The sequence below is a fragment of the Streptomyces yerevanensis genome (genome assembly GCF_000716805.1).
GTDB lineage: Bacteria > Actinomycetota > Actinomycetes > Streptomycetales > Streptomycetaceae > Streptomyces > Streptomyces flaveus.
In genome coordinates this window covers 73,176-90,477 of sequence record NZ_JNWJ01000020.1, presented here as the reverse complement: position 1 = coordinate 90,477, position 17,302 = coordinate 73,176, and the positions used below count along the sequence as shown (strand labels likewise).

Here is a 17,302-nt window from a genome sequence, read left to right as displayed (position 1 = left end):
CGAGGGCCTGGCCGTCGAGGTCGAGGGCTACGCCTACCACGGCACCCGCGAGTCCCACCGCCGCGACATCACCCGCTTCAACGAGGTCCTCCAGTGCCCGGAGGTCCGCACTCTCCTCCGGTTCACCGCCGAAGACGTCTTCCACCGGCCCGCTCGCATGATCGAGGAGATCCGGGCCGCCCTGGCCCGCCTCCGCCCCGGGAGCGCTCAGCCGAACGGATAATGGAACGAACCCCTCCGCCGCTGCCCACGTCCCAGTACCGATCGATGCGGACGCAGGGCGTCGCAGAGTACGCAGGGCATCAGGGAGGCGACATGGACAAGCGCAGGATCACCAGGAGCGCGACGGGCGCCGCCGTCACAGCGCTGGCGCTCGGGGCGCTGCAGAGTGCCAGTGCCGCCGGGGCCGACGGCGAAACCAAGGGAGGCGGCGGCGCCCCGGCCGCCCTCGAGCCGGCCAAGGTGTGCGTCGGTACGCAGCCGGAAGGGCGGCTTCCCAGTTGGGGCCCCAAGGGCAGCCGCCCCGACGACACTCCGCTGTACCGGGTGTTGGCGTACATCGACAGGATGGGTAAGGCGCACCCGGGCATCTTCACCGGCTTCTCGGTCGACGACGCCAACGGGGCCGCGAACGTCTACCGCATCCCCGGCAAGGAAGCCGAGAAGTTCGACGCCGACATCTGCGGTGCCGCCGAGAAGGGCGTCACGGTGCGGCTGTACGACACCGAGGTCACCGAGACCGAGCTCAAGGAACTCGTCGATCGCATCAGCGGTGACATGGACCGCTGGAAGGGCACCTTCATGATCTGGACGGTCGGCATGAACGCCCACTCCGTGGTCATGGGTGTCTCCGATCCCGAGAAGGCCGCGCCGGTCCTCCGGGAGGCTTACGGGGAGGAGACCATGCGGCACATCAAGATCGAGCGCTCCGAGCCGCCCACCCTGTTCTGAACCTCACGCCCCCCGTACGCGCCCCCGCAACTCCCCCTTCACCACCTTCCCGCTCGCGTTCCGAGGCAGCTCCTCCACGAACTCCACCACCCGCGGCACCTTGTAGTTCGCCATCTCGCGTCGCGCCCACGCGATCAGGTCGTCCGAGGTCAGGGGCGCCCCTGGGCGGCGTACGACATACGCCTTGCCCACCTCGCCCAGCCGGCCGTCCGGGATGCCGATCACCGCCACGTCCGCCACGTCCGGATGGAGGCCGAGGAGTTGCTCGATCTCCGCCGGGTACGCGTTGAAGCCGCCGACGATGAACATGTCCTTGATGCGGTCGGTGATGCGGAGGTTGCCCGCGGAATCCAGGACGCCGACGTCGCCCGTACGCAGCCAGCCGTCCGGTGTCAGCACGGCGGCCGTCGACTGCGGGTCCTCGAAATAGCCCCGCATGACGTTGAAGCCGCGGACCAGGACCTCCCCCGGGGAGCCGGGCGGCAAGGCAGCTCCCGTCGGTCCCACCACCTTCACCTCCGTGTCCGGGATCGCCCGCCCCGACGTGGACGCGATCACCGCCGGTTCGTCCCCGCGGCGGCACATCGTGACGATGCCGCTCGCCTCGGAGAGTCCGTACGCGGTCAGGACCGTCCCTACGCCGAGTTCCGTACGGAGGCGCTCCACCAGGCGGAGTGGCACGACAGCCGCGCCCGTGACCACCAGGCGCAGGGCCGAGAGGTCGTACGAGTCGCGGGACGGGTGGTCCAGGAGAGACTGGTGGAGGGTTGGTGGGCCGGGGAGAACCGAGATCCGTTCCGCCGCGATGTTCGCCAGCGCGGTGTCCACGTTGAACACCGGCTGCGGAATCATCGTTGCGCCCCGCATCAGGCAGGCGATCACGCCCGCCTTGTAGCCGAAGGTGTGGAAGAAGGGGTTCACGATCAGGTAGCGGTCGCCGGTGCGGAGGCCTGCCAGTTCGCTCCATATCGCGTACGCCCGCAGCGTCTGCGCGTGCGTGATCACGGCGCCCTTGGGGCGGCCGGTCGTACCCGAGGTGAAGATGATGTCGGAGGGTGAGTCGGGCGTCAGGGCCGCTGAGCGCGCCCGTACCTCCGGCTCCCCGACGCCGTCTCCGCTCGCCAGGAAGTCCTTCCACGTACGGAAGTCGGCGGGCGCGTCGTCCGACAGCACCACCACCTGCTCCAGGTGCGGCAGTCCGGGGAGAGGTCCATTTCCCGGCCCTTCCGAAGCGGGTCCCTCCGAAGCCGCCCGCCGCAGCGACGCCACATACGACGTCCCCAGGAACGTCCCCGTCACGAACAACAACCTGGCCCGGCTGCGCGCCAGCACATACGCCGCCTCCGCCCCCTTGAAGCGCGTGTTCAGCGGTACGAGCACCGCCCCGGCCGACACCGCGCCCAGTGCCGAGACGATCCAGTCCAGCGAGTTCGGCGCCCAGATCGCCACGCGGTCGCCGGCCTGGACACCGTTCGCGACACAGGCCGCAGCCGCTCGCTCCACGCGCGCGCCCAGTTCCGCGTACGAGATGCGCGTACGCCCCTCCACGACCGCCTCGGCGTCCCCGTACCGGTCGGCCGCCGCACGGACCAGCCCCGGGATGCTGCCCCACTCCAGGTCCCCGCGCACCAAGTCCCCGCGCATCGCAAGCCTCCCCATACCAACAGGCGTACCCGTGCACCACTAGCTGACTACCCGTCAGATTAGCTGTAGCCTGACGCACTGTCAGCAGTCCGGGAGCAGTACGGACCACAGCAGCGGAGGTGCGTGCCCATGGCAGGACTCACGGCGGGGGGCATGGCGGGGCTCAAGGACGCGACCGCCATCGTCGGCATCGGTCAGACCGCCTTCGCCAAGCAACTCCCGGAGTCCGAGAAGACCTTGGCCTGCCGCGCCGTCCTCGCCGCCCTCGACGACGCCGGGATCCCGCCGAGCGAGGTCGACGCGCTCGCCTCGTACACCATGGAGGAGACCGACGAGGTCGAGCTGGCGAAGGCGATCGGCGCCGGGGATCTCACCTTCTTCAGCAAAGTGGGCTACGGCGGAGGCGGTTCCTGCGCCACCGTCGCCCATCTCGCCGCCGCCATCGCCACCGGGCAGGCCTCCGTCGGGGTCGCCTGGCGGTCACGGAAGAGGGGGTCCGGGCCAAGGCCCTGGAAGAACACGGCCGTCCAGCTCCCAACCCCCGCCCAGTGGACCCGCCCCTTCGGGCTCCTCCGCCCGGCCGACGAGATCGCGATGCTCGCGCGCCGCTATATGCACGAGTACGGCGCGAGTCGCGACCACTTCTTCAACGTCGCCCTGGCCTGCCGCAACCGGGCCAACCAGAACCCCGCCGCGATGATGTACGAGCGCCCGCTGACCCGCGAGATGTACATGACCTCCCGCTGGATCAGCGAACCCCTCTGCCTCTTCGACAACTGCCTCGAGACGGACGGGGCGTTGGCCTGCGTGATCGTGTCGAAGGAACGGGCCCGCGACTGCCGGCACACACCCGTGTACGTCCACTCCGCCGCCCAGGGCCTGCCCGCCCAGCACCACGGCATGGTCAACTACTGGAACGACGACCCGCTCACCGGTCCCGCCTGGACGACCGCCCGACACCTGTGGAAACAGGCCGACTTCGGGCCCAACGACGTCGATGTCGCGCAGATCTACGACGCTTTCACGGCACTCGTCCCGCTCTCCCTGGAGGGCTACGGCTTCTGCGGCCGGGGCGAGGGCGGTGCGTTCACGGAAGGGGGCGCCCTCGAGATCGGGGGGCGGCTGCCGCTCAACACCAGCGGCGGAGGACTCTCCGAGGCGTACGTCCATGGCTTCAACCTCATCAACGAGGGCGTGAAGCAGTTGCGCGGGACGAGCACCGCCCAGGTCCCGGACGCCTCGACCTGCCTGGTCACGGCGGGCGAGGGGGTTCCGACCTCCGCGATCCTCCTACGGAACTGAGGAGTTGAGGAATGGAGTCGACGATGCCGGGAGAACTCCTGTCCCCCGTCCGCGACGACGACGGCGCCCCCTTCTGGGAGTACGCCGCTCGAGGCGAACTCCGCGTCCAGGCCTGCGCCGACTGCGGCGAACTCCGGTTCCCGCCCCGGCCCTGCTGCCCCCACTGCCAGTCCTTCGCGAGCGAGTGGCGGCTGATGAGCGGAAAGGGACGGATCTGGTCGTACGTCGTCCCGCATCCGCCGCTTCTTCCGGCGTACGCGGAGCTGGCCCCGTACAACGTGATCGTCGTCGAGCTCGCCGAAGCGCCGCAGATCCGGCTCGTCGGGAATCTGGTCAGCGGCGCCGACGCCCCTCTGGGCTCCCTTCCGCCGGAGCGGATTCGGATCGGGGCGAAGGTACAGGTGGTGTTCGAGCGGACGGCCCACCTCCCCCAGTGGATCCTGGAGCGCCCATGACCATACGCCTCACCACCGACAAGGACACCGGCGTCGCCGTCGTCACCCTCGACCGGCCCGAGCGACTGAACGCGATCGACGTCGCCATGGCCGACGAACTCACCCAGCTGTGGCATGAGTTGCGGTTCGACGACTCCGTGCGGGCCGCCGTGCTCACAGGGGCCGGGGAGCGGGCCTTCTGCACCGGCCTCGACCGGGACGCCGTCGTGCCGCAGCCGAACTCGCCGTACATGCAGGACGATCCGCTGCTGCGGATCGGGCCGAAGACGAACGACCTGTGGAAGCCGGTCGTCACAGCCGTGGAGGGGATGGCCTGTGGCGGGGCCTTCTATCTGCTCGGCGAGAGCGACTTCCTCATCGCCGGTGCCGACGCCACCTTCTTCGACCCGCACACCGCGTACGGCATGGTCAGCGCGTACGAGTCGGTGCTGATGGCACAGCGGATGCCGTACGGGGAGGTCGCGCGGATGATGCTGATGGGGACGGCGGAGCGGATCTCGGCGCGGCGGGCGTACGAGGTGGGGCTGGTGTCCGAACTCACCGAGGCGGGTGGGGCGTTGGACGCCGCGGTGGCCTGCGCCGGCGTCATCGCCGGGTATCCGGCCGAGGGTGTGCAGGGCACGGTCCGTGCGCTGTGGGCGGCGAAGGAGGCGGCGCGGGCGCAGGGGTTCGCACAGGCTCCGCATCTCATCTCGCTGGGGAACCTGCCCGCGGCCCGCCAGGCGGAACTGTTCGCCGCCCGGCGGGCCGGTGGTCACCGCGTCCGATGAGAAGGTGCGTGTCCGTCAGTTCGCGGGTGCGTCCCGGTCTGCCACGCAGCGTTCGACCCGCGCCGCGACGCCCGGACTGGACAGGTCCACCTGCACCGTCGCCGTCTCGTTCGCGGCGACGAACTCGTCCGCGGTCCCCACCTCCACCCGGTCGGAACCGGCGTCGAGGAAGTCGACCGTGACGGTGAAGTTGGCGCCCTCGGCATTCGGGTTGGTGACCTCGACCGTCGCGTACGAGTCGGTCGGCGTCGCGCAGTCGATCAGCTTCACCGTGGCGTCCTGAAGCGGCGTGGTCGCGTCCGAGGAGCCGCTGTCGTCGTACGTGTCGTCCGTGTAGTCGTCGTCATCGTCGTAGTCGCGGTACGTCCCCGCTCCCGAGCTCCCGCCGCTCGACGACGAACTGTCGTGAGACTGGCTGGAGCTGCTGCAGCCGCCGCCTCCGCCGTCCCCACCGCTGCGGTGACCGCGCCCCGTCGAGAACCCGGTGAGGGACAGCACCACCAGTGCCGCCACCGCTGTGAACTTGAGCTTGCGTCCCCGTAGTTGCATGCCGTCACTCTATGCAACGCCTGTCACGAGCATGTCACCAGGTGGTGATGGGCCCGTACGGGGCGTAGCGCTGAGGCGGAGCCCGGCGGGTTCGGGGGTGCGGCCCCAGGATCCAGCCCGGGGCCGCGAAAATTCAGCCCCTCCGGCGTTTGAGGAGCGGGGGTCCGGGGGCCGGCCCCCGAAACGGGGTCCGGGGCGGAGCCCCGAGGGGACCCGGGGACACAGCCCCCAGCGGGGGCCGGAGGGGGCGGAGCCCCCTCAAGCCGTCCGAGCCGTCCCCGTCCCCTTCTCCGCGTCCAGCGCGTACACACACCGGTCCTTGCTGCACGCGTACACCACCCCGTCCTTGACGACCGGAGCCCCCGTGATCTCCCCGCCCGTGGCGAGCTTCCAGCGCAGCCGCCCGTCGTCCGCCTTCAGGGTGTAGAGGAGGTGGTCCGCGGAGCCGAAGTGGATGCGGCCGTCGGCGACCGCGGGGGCGCCGACGAGGTCGCCGCCCGCCTGGAAGCGCCACTTCGGGGTGCCGGTGACGGCGTCCAGGGTGTAGAGGCCCTTGCCGCTGCCCACGTGGACGTGTCCGGCCTCGACGAGTACCGGGTCGATCGAGGCGCGGGACTCCGTGGCGATACGCCAGCGGTCACGGCCGTCCGTCGCGTCGAGGGCGTACACCGTGCCGAGGTAGTCGGCGAGGTAGATACCGCCGCCCGTGACCGCGGGGCCGGGCGCGAAGGTGGGCGGGCTCAGGAAGACGGCGGGTGCCTCGAAGTGCCAGCGGACGTGGCCGTTCGCGATGTCGATGGCGAGCACTCGGGTGCCGGCGGACACGTACACGTATCCGTCGTCGGCCTGGGTGAGGCGGATCGGGACGCCACCGCAGGAGGCCGCGTCGCCGATGGGGTAGGACCAGCGCTCCTCGCCCGTGCGCGCATCCAGGGCGCGCAGGCGGGCGTCCTTCCACACGTACACCGTTCCGTCGTGGACGACGGGCCCGGCCTCGGGGGACTCGAAGTCGCCCTGGGCGCCGGTGATCTCCCAGAGCTTCTGGCCGCTGGAGGCCTCCCAGGCCTGTACGCCGCCGCCGCGGGTGCCGGTGACGACGGTGCCGCGGTCGGCCTTGAGGGAGTACACCCAGGCGTCGGTCGGCAGTCGCCACAGGTCGCCGCCCTCGCGGGCGTCCAGGGCGAAGAGAGTGGGCCCGTCGGAGGCGTGGATACGGCCGTCCGAGACCGTCATCGACCAGGCGACGTCCCGCGTCTTGAAGCGGCGGCGGCCGGTCGCCACGTCCAGGGCGTGGACTTCGAAGGAGGTGACGTAGACGAGATCGCCGGCTACGGCGGGCGTACCCCACACGTCGTTCGACATACGGAAGCGCCACGGCCGCCAGGACGAGCCGGAGTCGGGTGCGGGAGCCGCCGTGGGCGCGGGTACGGCGGGGTCGGCGCCGTTGACGCCGGGGCGCGGCCGGGCCCAGGAGGCGGAGAGTCCCGCTTCCGGAGGAGGCGCCTTCACGGCGGCGGCGCGGGCGTCGGCGACGCGCGGGCCTGGCCCGATGGGCACGGGGGCCCCGGCGAGACGTACGGGCCCGTTGTCGGGGCCGCCGCCGTGCCGCCCTGTGCCCGCGCCGACGGGGATCGGCGGATCATGCGCCGGCGGAGGCGGCACAGCGGGCGTCGCGGGCCTGGCAGCAGCCCCGGCATCGGGCGCGCCCCGCCCGCCACTGCGTCCGCCGCCGGACGACGACGGCTTCGCCGGACGCCCCCCTCGCCGGGTCTCGATCAGGCTCACGGCCCGCTCGGGCAGCCACGCGGACGCCGTACCGCTGTCGTCGGAGCCGGAGCCGAACAGATGCGGGGCGAGCTGGGCCTGGAGGTCGGCCGGGTTGGGGCGGGCCGTGGCCTCCATCTGCATACAGGACTCGATCAGCGGGCGCAGTTCCTCCGGGAGGCCTTCGAGGTCCGGGCCTTCCCTGAGCAGCATGAAGACGGTCTCGACGGGGTTCGCGCCGTGGAAGGGGGCGTGGCCGGTGGCGGCGAACACGAGCATCGAGCCGAGCGAGAAGACATCGCTCGCGCCGGTCACACTGCGTGAGTCCTTGGCCTGCTCGGGCGACATATAGGCGGGGGTACCCACGGCGACGTTGGTCATCGTCAGCCGGGTGTTGGAGACACCGGACGCGATACCGAAGTCGATCACGCGCGGCCCGTCCTCGACCACCAGCACATTGGACGGCTTGAGGTCCCGGTGCACGAGCCCGGCGCCATGGATGGACTGGAGCGCCTCCGCGACGCCCGCCGCCAGCCAGCGCACCGCCTGGGCCGGCATCGGCCCGCACTCGGTCACTATCTCCTCGAGCGAGGGCGCGGGCACGAACGCGGTGGCCAGCCACGGCACGGCCGCGCGCGGGTCGGCGTCGACCACGGCCGCCGTGTAGAAGCCGGACACGGCACGGGCCGCCTCGACCTCGCGCGCGAAGCGGACCCGGAACAGCTGGTCCTCGGCCAGTTCCGTACGGACCGTCTTGATCGCCACCCGCCGGCCCGAAGCCGAGCGCGCCAGATAGACCAGCCCCATGCCGCCGGCACCCAGCCGTCCCAGCACCTCGAACGGCCCGATCCGCCGCGGATCGTGCTGCGTCAGCTGATCCACCACTTGCCTGCCACCTCCCCGTACGCGGCTGTGTTTCCAGCCACTGCGCAGCGTCTCACCACCGAACCGCTCCGGCGGCACGCACTCCGATTCTTCCTGGCCCGGCCATCGGTTGCGAACCCGGGGCCGGACCTGGATGTCTCGGGGCGTTCCAGGACAAAAGCATCCTCAGCGTTGGAGCACCGCGAAAGACGCCCCTTGATTGTCGGTGACGACCGCCACACTCCCGTACGACGTGTCGAAGGGCAGCGCCTGGATTCGGCCGCCCGGTCGCCTCACCGTACCGAGTGCGGCGTCACAGTCCTCCACCTGGAAGTGGACGAGGAAGGGGAAGCCGGTCGTCGAGCCGGCAGGGGACGCCCTTCCCGAAACCGGCGTCGGCGGCAGACGGTCTGAATTCGGCCATACCGCCCAAGCTAATCGCCTCCCGCACATCCCGCAGAGCAGTTGCACCCCATTTGCAGTCGGCCGAATCGCGCCCCGATCACCCCTCGGTAAGCTGACGTCATGACAGGACAAGTGCGTACCGTCGACGGCCGAGTGGCCGGACGGCGTGGGCAGGCGACTCGGCAGAAGCTGCTCGACTGCCTCAGCGAGATGCTCAGCTCGTCGCCCTACCGGGACGTCAAAGTCATTGACGTCGCGCGGAAAGCGGGCACGTCACCGGCGACCTTCTATCAGTACTTCCCGGACGTCGAGGGCGCCGTCCTGGAGATCGCCGAGCAAATGGCCGCGGAGGGCGCCGGGTTGACCGAGTTGCTCGAGGGACGTTCCTGGGCCGGCAAGGCGGGCTGGCAGACGGCTCAGGAACTCGTCGACGGCTTCCTCGACTTCTGGCGCAAAAACGATGCCATCCTGCGCGTCGTCGACCTGGGCGCCGCCGAGGGGGACAAACGGTTCTACAAGATCCGTATGAAGATCCTGAACTCCGTGAACAACTCCCTTACGAACACGGTCAAGGAGCTCCAGGCCAAGGGCAAGGTCGACAAGGACGTGAGCCCGGCGGCGATGGCCGGTTCGATCGTCGCGATGCTCGCGGCGGTGGCCTCGCACCAGAAGGGCTTCCAGTCCTGGGGCGTCAAGCAGGCCGAACTCAAGCCGAATCTGGCCCTGTTGGTGCATATGGGCGTGACCGGCAAGAAGCCGACGAGATAGGTCATTCTGGTATCTGTTTGTTAGTTGTCAGTACGGTTTGGTACCCCCCACTGGCCCCCCACGCTTTCGTAGGCCCAAATCCTGTCAGGCAGACGGCAGTTCACTTCGGAGCTCGCTCCGGTGGGCTGCCGTCCGTCGCGTTACGGGGCCGTCGGCGTTGTACGGGCCCCTCAGGCGTCGTACGGCCGTCGGCTCGTCCGGCCCGTCGGCGCCGTCCGGCCCGTCAACGTCGTACGAGCCGGAAGAGCCGTATCTCGCGAGCGACCCGCGCCTGGTACGTCGCGTACGGCGGCCAGAAGTCCAGCAGCGCTTTCCACACCGTGTCCCGTTCCTCGCCCCGCAGGAGATGGGCGGTGACCGGGATGTCCCTGCCCTTCCAGTTGATCTCCGCGTCGGGGTGGGCGAGGAGGTTGGCGGTCCAGGCGGGGTGATCCGTACGCCCGAAGTTGGAGCCGATGAGAATCCAGGTTCCGTCGCTTTCCGGCATGCAGGCGAGCGGCGTACGCCGGGGCAGTCCGCTCTTCGCCCCGCGCGCCGTGAGGATGACGCCGGGCAGCAGCTGGGCGCTGAGCAGGACCTTTCCACGGGTGAGCCGGTGTACCGCGCGGTCGAGCGCGGGAACGACGCGCGGAGCGATCCGCGCGAAGGCCCGCGTCGAGGACACCTTCTGCACCACCCGGACTCCTATCGAAACGGCCATCAGACCGCCACCTCCCCGCCGCCGAACAGCCGCGCTTCCTCGGCCGCGTACGCCCGCAGCCGGTGCACGGGCCCGAAGAGCAGCTCGTCGCCGGCCGCCCGCTTGAAGTACAGATGCGCCTCGTGTTCCCAGGTGAACCCGATCCCGCCGTGCAACTGCACACCCTCGGACGCGGTGGCGCGCAACGCCTCGAGAGCCTGCGCGAGCGCGAGCGGACCCACGCGCTCGTCGCTCGCGGCCGTCGCCCAGGCCGCGTAGTAGGCGGCCGAGCGGGCCGCCTGGACCTGCACATACAGGTCGGCCAGCCGGTGCTTGACCGCCTGGAACGACCCGATCGCCCGCCCGAACTGCTCCCGCTGCTTGACGTATTCGACGGTCCGCTCCAGTACGCGATCGGCTCCGCCGACGGCTTCGGCAGCGAGGACGGCGGCGGCGGTGTCCCCGACGCGGGCCACCGCAGACAGCACGTCCGCGTCCTCCCGGCCCAGCAACTCCGCGTCCACATCCCGGAGTTGGAGGCGGGCTTGTGGGCGGGTCGCGTCGAGGGACGTCTGCCGCATGCGTACGAGCCCGTCGGCCCCTGCCCGTACGAGGTACAGCAGCGTGCGGGAACGGGAGAACCCGCCGGTGTGCGCGGCCACGACCAGCAGCCCCGCACTGTGCCCGTCCAGCACCTGGTCGACCTGCCCGTAGAGCCGCCAGGCGCCGTCTTCCGAGCGTTTGGCCTGTACGCCCCCCGCCCGGCCCCCGCCCGCCCAGTCGCCGCGGTTGTCGCCGATCAGGCCGAGGGCGGTGGCGAGACACGCGCCGGGCACGGCGAGGGTGGCGGTGAGGGCGCCGGAGGCGAGGCGCGGGAGAAGGTTGCTTCGCTGCTCCTCGGTGCCGAGGGCGAGCAGCAGCGGCGCGGCCAGGACGGTGGTCGCGAGCAGGGGCGAAGGGGCGAGTGCCCGGCCCGTCTCCTCGCAGGCGAGGGCGAGCTCGGTCACTGAGCAGCCGACACCGCCGTACGCCTCCGGAAGCGCGAGTCCGGGCAGGCCGAGCTGTTCGGCGAGGGTGGTCCACAGCGCGGGGTCGTGCCCGGCCGGGGTGTCGACGGCGGCCCGCAGTTCCTCCGCACCGCAGCGCTTGTGCAGCAGCTCGCGCAGGGTACGGCGGATCTCGTCCTGTTCGGCGGTGAAGCGGGCGTCCATGGCCACCTCCGGGACGACGGCCTGCAAGTGATGTGATCTGACGGGCCGTCATGTTAGGGCGGCGGGGCGGGGATGCCCAGAGGCACGACACCTGCCACTTCCCTCCGTATCTGATGTACCGTCAGATTCATGGTCATGGGAGCCCGGAGGAAAGTGGCCGTCGTCGGCGTGGCCCTCTCGGACTGCGGCCGCGTGGACGACGCGACCCCGTACGCGCTGCATGCCCAGGCGGCCCGCCGCGCCGTGGCCGACGCGGGCCTGGACCGGTCACTGGTGGACGGCTTCGCCTCGGCGGGCCTGGGCACTCTGGCCCCCGTCGAGGTCGCCGAGTATCTGGGCCTGCGCCCCACCTGGGTCGACTCGACCTCGGTCGGCGGCTCCACCTGGGAGGTCATGGCGGCCCACGCGGCGGACGCGATCGCCGCCGGGCACGCGAACGCGGTCCTGCTGGTGTACGGGTCCACGGCCCGCGCGGACATCAAGGCGGGCCGTCGCACCGGGAACCTGTCGTTCGGCGCACGGGGTCCGCTGCAGTTCGAGGTCCCGTACGGGCACACCCTGATCGCCAAGTACGCCATGGCCGCCCGCCGCCACATGCACCAGTACGGGACGACGCTGGAACAGCTCGCCTCCGTGGCCGTCCAGGCGCGGGCGAACGCCGCGCTGAACGACGAGGCGATGTTCCGCGATCCGATCACGGTCGAGGACGTCCTGTCCGGCCCGATGATCGCGGACCCCTTCACCAAGCTCCACTGCTGCATACGTTCCGATGGCGGCGCGGCTGTTCTTCTGGCGGCGGAGGAGTACGTACGCGACTGCCGTACGCCCCCCGTCTGGATCCTCGGCGCCGGCGAACACGTCTCCCACACCACCATGTCCGAGTGGCCGGACTTCACGGTGTCCCCGGCGGCGGTGAGCGGGAAACTGGCGTTCGAGCGAGCGGGAGTCCGCCCGGAGGAGGTGGACGTGGCCCAGCTCTACGACGCCTTCACGTACATGACGCTCGTAACGCTGGAGGACCTGGGCTTCTGCGAGAAGGGCGAGGGCGGCGCGTTCGTCGAGAAGGGCCGGCTGCTGGTGGGCGGGGACCTGCCGGTGAACACGGACGGAGGCGGGCTCTCCGCTCAACACCCGGGTATGCGGGGGCTGTTCTTGCTGGTGGAGGCGGTGCGGCAGTTGCGGGGGGAGGCGGGGGCGCGTCAAGTGTGGCGGAGGGATGGGGAGTTGCCCCGGCTGGCCGTCGCGTCCGGCACGGGTGGGTGGTTCTGCTCGTCGGGGACGGTGGTGCTGGGGCGGGGGTAAGGGGCGGGCGAACTCCTCGTTCAGGTGAACCGGGGGTGATCCACACTCCGAGGGTTGCCGCGTGCACTAACTCTGCCCATGGCTCAGTCGGCACCCGGCCGAGTCTGCAGGCGTGAGTCACATATGTCGAAATACCGAGCAGTACGGGGCACGCTGACTCAGACGAGAATTGTCCGCACTGTCCGCATCCTGGAAGCCGGAGGAGACCGACATGGCCCTGAGTCGCGAAGAGCGTGAGCAGTTCCTGGCTGAGCCGCACGTCGCCGCGTTCGCGGTGGATGGCGGGGAGGGACGGGGTCCGGTCACCGTGCCGGTCTGGTACCAGTACGAATCCGACGGCACCGTATGGATCCTGATCGGGCTCGATTCCCGCAAGAACCGGCTGCTCGGCGCGGCAGGCCGGTTCTCCCTGCTGGTCGACCGGCTCGAACCCACCATCCGGTACGTGTCGGTCGAGGGCCCGGTCATCGACACGACCCCCGCCACCATCGAGCACCTCCGGGAACTCGCCGCCCGCTACCTCCCGGCCGACAAGGTCGACGGCTATGTCGACTTCGCCTGGAAGGAGCACGGCGAGCAGGTGATCGTTCGCATGCGCCCCGAGCACTGGTTGTCGTCGGACCTCGGTTCGGTCTGAGGCGCGTCACGTACGGGACATCACGTACGGGTCATCGCGCACGGAAGTCACGTACGGAACGTCATGCATGGAACGTGTGCGTGGCGAAGTCCCGTACCGGCCGATAGCCGATCCGCTGATACAGCGCGTTGCTGGTCGGATTGGCGAGGTCGGTGAAGAGCAGCACCTCGTCGGCGCCCGCGGAGAGCGCGGCGCGGCTGACCGCGGCGGTGGCGGCGCTCGCGTAACCGCGGCCCCGTAGGGCGGGCGGGGTGTAGACGGGCGCGACGCGGATCTGCCCGGCGACCTTCGGGATGGCGCCCGCCATCGCGACGGGCGTGCCGTCCGGCGTCTCCCAGAACGTGATGCCGCCGTGGGCGATACGACCCTCGGCCCAGCGGTCCGGGTCGCGGTTGGCCTTTTGGCCGGTCGCCGCGCCGAACTCGGCGTGCCACCGTGCGACCAGCCCCTGGTCGTCCCCGGTGGCGAGCCTCGCCCTGCCGGGCGGGGCCGGCTCGGGTGGTGTGAGCGTGCCGAGCCGGTAGAGCCGCTGGTTCGTCGTGAGCTGGGCGGTGGCTCCGGTACGGCGTTCCCAGGCGGTCGCGAAGGCCGCCGCCGTGTCCGCGAGGCCGTTGACTCCCGGGAGTGGATGACCTGTCTCCAAGAGCCGCGCGGCGAGCGCGTCGGCGGCCTCGGTGGTGGTGGCGGTCAGGTTCAGTGGGTGCGGAGGTGTCCGCAGGGCGGTGGCCCGCACGGCACCGTCCCGGTCCGTGAGCCAGGCGAAGTGCGGCGGCTCCGGCCCGAAGGTGGCCGAGCCCGATCTGCCCAGCGCATCGGTGACCGTCAACTGCACGGTGTGCAGGGCGGGTTCCGAGCGCAGGAAGCTCCCGGCGCGGTCGAGGAAGACCTCGAGGTCACGGGTGAGATGCCAGTCGGGCGCAACGGAAGCCATACGCAATGGTCCCGTGGACCGCCCCGCCACGCTCGCGATTTACTCCGGGCCCGAGTCGCCGCTTGTCCGGTATGCGGCCGCCCGCGACCGGCGGGATGCTCCGTCGCGCGATACTCGCCGTATGGAAACGGATCTTCACGAGCTTCTGCGTTCCCTGCGCGTGTGGGACACCGAGTTGCCCGTCTTCGACCCGGCCGAGGCGCCCGAGGAGCCTCTGCCCCTCTTCGCGCGGTGGCTCGCACAAGCCGTGACGGCCGGGCAGACCGAGCCGCACACGATGTCGCTCGCGACGTCGGACGAGGACGGCCTGCCCGACGTCCGCACGGTGATGCTGCACGGCGCCGACGCGAACGGCTGGTCCTTCGCCACCCACGCCACCAGCCGCAAGGGCCGCCACCTGGCCACCCGCCCCTACGCGGCACTCGGCTTCTACTGGCCGGCCCAGGGCCGCCAGGTACGCGTACGCGGCCCGGTGACGCCCGCTTCACCGGAGGAGTCCCAGGCAGACCTGCACGCCCGCTCGACCGGCGCCCTGGCGGCGGCTCTGGTCGGCCACCAGAGCGAAGTACTGGACTCCGTCGGGGAGTTGGCACGAGCGTCGGAGTCCGCCTGGGAGCGGGCGCAACGGGAGCCGGAGGCCCAGGCCCCGTCCTGGACCTTGTACCTCGTCCGGCCGGACGAGGTGGAGTTCTTCCAGGGTGACGCCCGACGACGGCACGTACGGCTCGACTATCGCCGTACGGAGGAGGGTTGGGCCAGGCAGCTGCTGTGGCCGTGAGGGGCGGGGCGGACCTCACCGGTCAGATGGAGACCACGAGCACTGTGCCCTCCAGCCCCTTGAAATCCTCAGAGTTTCACGTGAAGAGTGGCAGGCCCCTCACCGAAGCGATTGGCAGCGATCACCAGGTCCACGCGCCGTGGGCGGAGATCCCTCTTGGCAGCGAGGGTCAACGCCACCAAAGTGCCGTATGAAGATCAGCCGCGCTTGCGCTCCCATGGGTCGTACTCGACGAGTTCATCGCTGCCGACGGCCTCGTCCGCCTCCGCGCGCATCTGCGCGTAGTCCACACGCGGCAGCGTCCGGTGCCGGGCAACGAGTTCCTCGGCGCTCAGCCGGCGCCGACGCGCCAGCGGACGCAGTTCGGCGACCTCTATGCCGTTACGCGTGATGTGGTACGTCTCGCCAGCCTCGACCGCGTCCATGACGGCGGCGGAGTCGGTGCGGAACTCCCGCTGGGTGATCGTCTTCATGAGCACAATTGTCGCCCGCCGTGTCTCACTGTGCTACAGGCCGGAATCGCGTGGGTGGAGTTGGGCCGGCACCATGGAATCCCGTACGTCCGCACGCCTCACACCCGGGGCCGGAACACCGGCACCACGACCTCCCCCGCACCCTCTCCCACCTCCCGAAACGCCACCTCAAGACCCATCCCGACCCGCAGCGCACCCTCCTCGCACTCCACCACCTCGGTCATCATCCGCGGCCCCTCGGCGAGATCGACGACGGCAGCGACGTACGGCACACGACCCCCGAACGGCGGGAGATCGTTGCGGTGGACCACGGACCAGGTGTAGAGCGCGGCGCGCCCGCTCGCCCGCTCCCAGGCCACGTCCTCGCTCCAGCAGTACGGGCAGAACTCGCGGGGGTAGTGGTGAGCCCTCCCGCACTCCCCGCACCGCCGCACGAGCAACTCGCCCCGGCCGGCCGCCTCCCAGTACGCACGCGTGAAGGCATCCACCTCCGGCACATCGAACCGCGCCGCCCCCATCAGAAGAGCCCCAACGCGCTGTCCAGCGACCACGTCTGCCACGACATCCCGAACAGGGCCACCAGCGAAATCAGCGCCATCATCGAGTTCTGCCCCTGCTCGGCCCAGTCATGGATCATGAGAACGAGGTAGAGGAGGTTGAGGAGCAGGCCGCCGACCAGGGCGATCGGCGTCAGGAAGCCGACGACCAGGCCCAGCCCCAGGGCGAGTTCCGCATACACGACGACGTACGCCATGGCCCTCGGCCGAGGCGCGACGACGACGTCGAAGCCGCTGCGCACGGCGGTCCAACGGTGCTTCGCCGCGACATCCGCCGCCCAGGCGATCCCCGTCCCCCGCTCGAACCACCCTTTCTTGTCCTTGTGCCGCCAACTCTCCAGCCACCACAGCCCGAGCCCGATACGCAGCACGGCGACCCATTCCGCACCGGTGAGCCAGATCGTGTCCATGCCCTCGGCTCCTCCCGCACAAATCTGACGGTACGTCAGTTCAGCGCATGAGGCGCGCTCTGCGCAAGACATGCGGACACTCAGCGGCTCGACTGTCGCCGTACGGAGGAGGGTTGGGCCAGGCAACTGCTGTGGCCGTGAGGACCCGGGGGCTGGTTCGCGAAAGTGTGACACTTGGCGCCGAAGTGTCACACTTTTACAAACCAGCCCCTGCCTCCCCTCCCCCGCAGCTCATCGCGGAGCGAGCGGCTGCGGCTCCGGATCCGTGGCGAGCCGTGCATGCAGGTGCTCATCCCGGAACGCGTCCCGTCGCCCCGCCTCGAACATCGCGCCGCGAAGTGTGCCCTCGAGAAGGAAGCCGCAGCGGTTCGCGACGCGGCAGGAGGTGTCGTGGCCGATGGCGTGGCCCAACTCCAGACGGTGGAGGCCGAGTTCGGTAAGGGCCCAGCGGGAGGCGAGCACAAGTGCCCGCGTGGCGACCCGGTGGCCGCGGGCCTCTGGAAGGACCCAGTAGCCGACGCGGGCGCAGCGTGTGACGGTGTCGATCTCGTTGACGCCTATGTGGCCGAGCGTCGCGCCGCTCTCCGCGTCCGTGACACGGAAGGAGGCGGCGCTGCCGTCCGCCGCCTTCTCGGCCCGCGCGCGGAGCGCGTCCCGGGCGGTGTCGATGTCGGTGACCGTCTTCAGCGGCATGTTCCAGCGCTGGAACTCCGGGTCGGTCACGCCATGCAGCCACGCCTCGACATCACGGTCGGACTCCGGGTCCCAGGCACACAACCGCAGTCCGTGGCCTTGCAGTTCGGGGAACGGATTGACGAGGAACCGCTCGTGGATATGGGCCATCACTCCATT

The 17,302-nt window shown here is 70.5% G+C and carries 18 protein-coding genes and 1 pseudogene; 8 read left to right on the top strand and 11 right to left on the bottom strand.

Annotation, left to right across the window (positions count from 1 at the left end; genetic code table 11):
* Positions 1 to 315 precede the first annotated feature (315 nt).
* Positions 316 to 951: a hypothetical protein gene (locus OP79_RS21740; protein WP_033321973.1), complete on the top strand. Its 636-nt coding sequence runs from the start codon at positions 316 to 318 to the stop codon at positions 949 to 951.
* A gap of 3 nt (positions 952 to 954) precedes the next feature.
* Here the strand turns inward: OP79_RS21740 and OP79_RS21735 are convergent, their stop codons facing one another.
* Complete coding sequence (locus OP79_RS21735) at positions 955 to 2,595, bottom strand: FadD3 family acyl-CoA ligase (RefSeq protein ID WP_106972442.1); 1,641 nt, start codon at positions 2,593 to 2,595, stop codon at positions 955 to 957.
* A 153-nt stretch (positions 2,596 to 2,748) separates the two neighbouring features.
* Here OP79_RS21735 and OP79_RS21730 point away from each other — a divergent pair, with 153 nt between their 5' ends.
* From OP79_RS21730 to OP79_RS21720, 3 genes are read left to right on the top strand one after another with little or no spacing between them, the layout of a single operon-like run.
* Positions 2,749 to 3,897 carry a lipid-transfer protein gene (locus OP79_RS21730; protein WP_033321971.1) on the top strand — a complete coding sequence of 383 codons (1,149 nt, stop codon included), beginning with the start codon at positions 2,749 to 2,751 and terminating at the stop codon, positions 3,895 to 3,897.
* An 11-nt stretch (positions 3,898 to 3,908) separates the two neighbouring features.
* The gene (locus tag OP79_RS21725; protein WP_033321970.1) at positions 3,909 to 4,352 is read left to right on the top strand and encodes a Zn-ribbon domain-containing OB-fold protein; all 444 of its coding nucleotides are present in this window, start codon (positions 3,909 to 3,911) and stop codon (positions 4,350 to 4,352) included.
* On the top strand, positions 4,349 to 5,122 hold the full coding sequence (locus OP79_RS21720; RefSeq protein ID WP_033321969.1) for an enoyl-CoA hydratase/isomerase family protein: 774 nt from the start codon (positions 4,349 to 4,351) through the stop codon (positions 5,120 to 5,122). Before OP79_RS21725 ends, OP79_RS21720 begins: the two co-directional genes overlap by 4 nt.
* Before the next feature lie 15 nt (positions 5,123 to 5,137).
* Here the strand turns inward: OP79_RS21720 and OP79_RS21715 are convergent, their stop codons facing one another.
* The 3 genes and pseudogenes from OP79_RS21715 to OP79_RS57075 form a co-directional block, all read right to left on the bottom strand.
* Complete coding sequence (locus OP79_RS21715) at positions 5,138 to 5,671, bottom strand: hypothetical protein (RefSeq protein ID WP_033321968.1); 534 nt, start codon at positions 5,669 to 5,671, stop codon at positions 5,138 to 5,140.
* 258 nt (positions 5,672 to 5,929) lie between these two features.
* On the bottom strand, positions 5,930 to 8,320 hold the full coding sequence (gene afsK / locus OP79_RS21710) for a protein serine/threonine kinase AfsK (RefSeq protein ID WP_033321967.1): 2,391 nt from the start codon (positions 8,318 to 8,320) through the stop codon (positions 5,930 to 5,932).
* A gap of 165 nt (positions 8,321 to 8,485) precedes the next feature.
* Positions 8,486 to 8,644, bottom strand: a pseudogene (locus tag OP79_RS57075) (VOC family protein); the annotation flags it as partial.
* 180 nt (positions 8,645 to 8,824) lie between these two features.
* On the opposite strand from OP79_RS57075, the gene OP79_RS21705 reads away from it, so the two are divergent.
* Complete coding sequence (locus OP79_RS21705) at positions 8,825 to 9,472, top strand: TetR family transcriptional regulator (RefSeq protein ID WP_078491924.1); 648 nt, start codon at positions 8,825 to 8,827, stop codon at positions 9,470 to 9,472.
* 223 nt (positions 9,473 to 9,695) lie between these two features.
* Here OP79_RS21705 and OP79_RS21700 read toward each other — a convergent pair whose 3' ends face one another.
* Together OP79_RS21700 and OP79_RS21695 are read right to left on the bottom strand one after the other, a co-directional pair.
* Positions 9,696 to 10,172: a nitroreductase family deazaflavin-dependent oxidoreductase gene (locus OP79_RS21700; protein WP_033321965.1), complete on the bottom strand. Its 477-nt coding sequence runs from the start codon at positions 10,170 to 10,172 to the stop codon at positions 9,696 to 9,698.
* Entirely contained in the window at positions 10,172 to 11,362 is a 1,191-nt protein-coding gene (locus OP79_RS21695; RefSeq protein WP_033321964.1) for an acyl-CoA dehydrogenase family protein, read from the bottom strand. Before OP79_RS21695 ends, OP79_RS21700 begins: the two co-directional genes overlap by 1 nt.
* A gap of 135 nt (positions 11,363 to 11,497) precedes the next feature.
* Here OP79_RS21695 and OP79_RS21690 point away from each other — a divergent pair, with 135 nt between their 5' ends.
* A complete protein-coding gene (locus OP79_RS21690; RefSeq protein ID WP_425428587.1) occupies positions 11,498 to 12,664 on the top strand; it encodes a thiolase C-terminal domain-containing protein in 1,167 nt (388 codons plus the stop codon).
* Between the two features lie 211 nt (positions 12,665 to 12,875).
* On the top strand, positions 12,876 to 13,301 hold the full coding sequence (locus tag OP79_RS21685; protein WP_033321962.1) for a pyridoxamine 5'-phosphate oxidase family protein: 426 nt from the start codon (positions 12,876 to 12,878) through the stop codon (positions 13,299 to 13,301).
* A gap of 61 nt (positions 13,302 to 13,362) precedes the next feature.
* Here OP79_RS21685 and OP79_RS21680 read toward each other — a convergent pair whose 3' ends face one another.
* The gene (locus OP79_RS21680) at positions 13,363 to 14,232 is read right to left on the bottom strand and encodes a GNAT family N-acetyltransferase (protein WP_033321961.1); all 870 of its coding nucleotides are present in this window, start codon (positions 14,230 to 14,232) and stop codon (positions 13,363 to 13,365) included.
* A 121-nt stretch (positions 14,233 to 14,353) separates the two neighbouring features.
* Between OP79_RS21680 and OP79_RS21675 the strand changes: the two genes are divergently transcribed.
* A complete protein-coding gene (locus OP79_RS21675) occupies positions 14,354 to 15,010 on the top strand; it encodes a pyridoxine/pyridoxamine 5'-phosphate oxidase (protein ID WP_033321960.1) in 657 nt (218 codons plus the stop codon).
* 197 nt (positions 15,011 to 15,207) lie between these two features.
* On the opposite strand, the gene OP79_RS21665 is transcribed toward OP79_RS21675, so the two are convergent.
* From OP79_RS21665 to OP79_RS21650, 4 genes are all read right to left on the bottom strand, one after another.
* A complete protein-coding gene (locus OP79_RS21665; RefSeq protein ID WP_033321958.1) occupies positions 15,208 to 15,483 on the bottom strand; it encodes a type II toxin-antitoxin system Phd/YefM family antitoxin in 276 nt (91 codons plus the stop codon).
* A gap of 98 nt (positions 15,484 to 15,581) precedes the next feature.
* Positions 15,582 to 16,001: a Zn-ribbon domain-containing OB-fold protein gene (locus tag OP79_RS21660; RefSeq protein WP_033321957.1), complete on the bottom strand. Its 420-nt coding sequence runs from the start codon at positions 15,999 to 16,001 to the stop codon at positions 15,582 to 15,584.
* Entirely contained in the window at positions 16,001 to 16,450 is a 450-nt protein-coding gene (locus tag OP79_RS21655; RefSeq protein WP_033321956.1) for a hypothetical protein, read from the bottom strand. The genes OP79_RS21660 and OP79_RS21655 overlap by 1 nt, the downstream gene beginning before the upstream one ends.
* Before the next feature lie 231 nt (positions 16,451 to 16,681).
* On the bottom strand, positions 16,682 to 17,293 hold the full coding sequence (locus OP79_RS21650; protein ID WP_033321955.1) for a GNAT family N-acetyltransferase: 612 nt from the start codon (positions 17,291 to 17,293) through the stop codon (positions 16,682 to 16,684).
* Positions 17,294 to 17,302 lie beyond the last annotated feature (9 nt).

Excerpts from the sequence above, each read along its gene's own strand:
- OP79_RS21690 (WP_425428587.1), top strand. The coding sequence starts at position 11,498 with ATGGGAGCCCGGAGGAAAGTGGCCGTCGTCGGCGTGGCCCTCTCGGAC.
- OP79_RS21715 (WP_033321968.1), bottom strand. The coding sequence starts at position 5,671 with ATGCAACTACGGGGACGCAAGCTCAAGTTCACAGCGGTGGCGGCACTG.
- OP79_RS21675 (WP_033321960.1), top strand. The coding sequence starts at position 14,354 with ATGGAAACGGATCTTCACGAGCTTCTGCGTTCCCTGCGCGTGTGGGAC.
- OP79_RS21735 (WP_106972442.1), bottom strand. The coding sequence starts at position 2,595 with ATGCGCGGGGACTTGGTGCGCGGGGACCTGGAGTGGGGCAGCATCCCG.
- OP79_RS21660 (WP_033321957.1), bottom strand. The coding sequence starts at position 16,001 with ATGGGGGCGGCGCGGTTCGATGTGCCGGAGGTGGATGCCTTCACGCGT.
- OP79_RS21695 (WP_033321964.1), bottom strand. The coding sequence starts at position 11,362 with ATGGACGCCCGCTTCACCGCCGAACAGGACGAGATCCGCCGTACCCTG.
- OP79_RS21665 (WP_033321958.1), bottom strand. The coding sequence starts at position 15,483 with ATGAAGACGATCACCCAGCGGGAGTTCCGCACCGACTCCGCCGCCGTC.
- OP79_RS21730 (WP_033321971.1), top strand. The coding sequence starts at position 2,749 with ATGGCGGGGCTCAAGGACGCGACCGCCATCGTCGGCATCGGTCAGACC.
- OP79_RS21705 (WP_078491924.1), top strand. The coding sequence starts at position 8,825 with ATGACAGGACAAGTGCGTACCGTCGACGGCCGAGTGGCCGGACGGCGT.
- OP79_RS21700 (WP_033321965.1), bottom strand. The coding sequence starts at position 10,172 with ATGGCCGTTTCGATAGGAGTCCGGGTGGTGCAGAAGGTGTCCTCGACG.
- OP79_RS21720 (WP_033321969.1), top strand. The coding sequence starts at position 4,349 with ATGACCATACGCCTCACCACCGACAAGGACACCGGCGTCGCCGTCGTC.
- OP79_RS21685 (WP_033321962.1), top strand. The coding sequence starts at position 12,876 with ATGGCCCTGAGTCGCGAAGAGCGTGAGCAGTTCCTGGCTGAGCCGCAC.
- OP79_RS21740 (WP_033321973.1), top strand. The coding sequence starts at position 316 with ATGGACAAGCGCAGGATCACCAGGAGCGCGACGGGCGCCGCCGTCACA.
- OP79_RS21650 (WP_033321955.1), bottom strand. The coding sequence starts at position 17,293 with ATGGCCCATATCCACGAGCGGTTCCTCGTCAATCCGTTCCCCGAACTG.
- OP79_RS21680 (WP_033321961.1), bottom strand. The coding sequence starts at position 14,232 with ATGGCTTCCGTTGCGCCCGACTGGCATCTCACCCGTGACCTCGAGGTC.
- OP79_RS21655 (WP_033321956.1), bottom strand. The coding sequence starts at position 16,450 with ATGGACACGATCTGGCTCACCGGTGCGGAATGGGTCGCCGTGCTGCGT.
- OP79_RS21725 (WP_033321970.1), top strand. The coding sequence starts at position 3,909 with ATGGAGTCGACGATGCCGGGAGAACTCCTGTCCCCCGTCCGCGACGAC.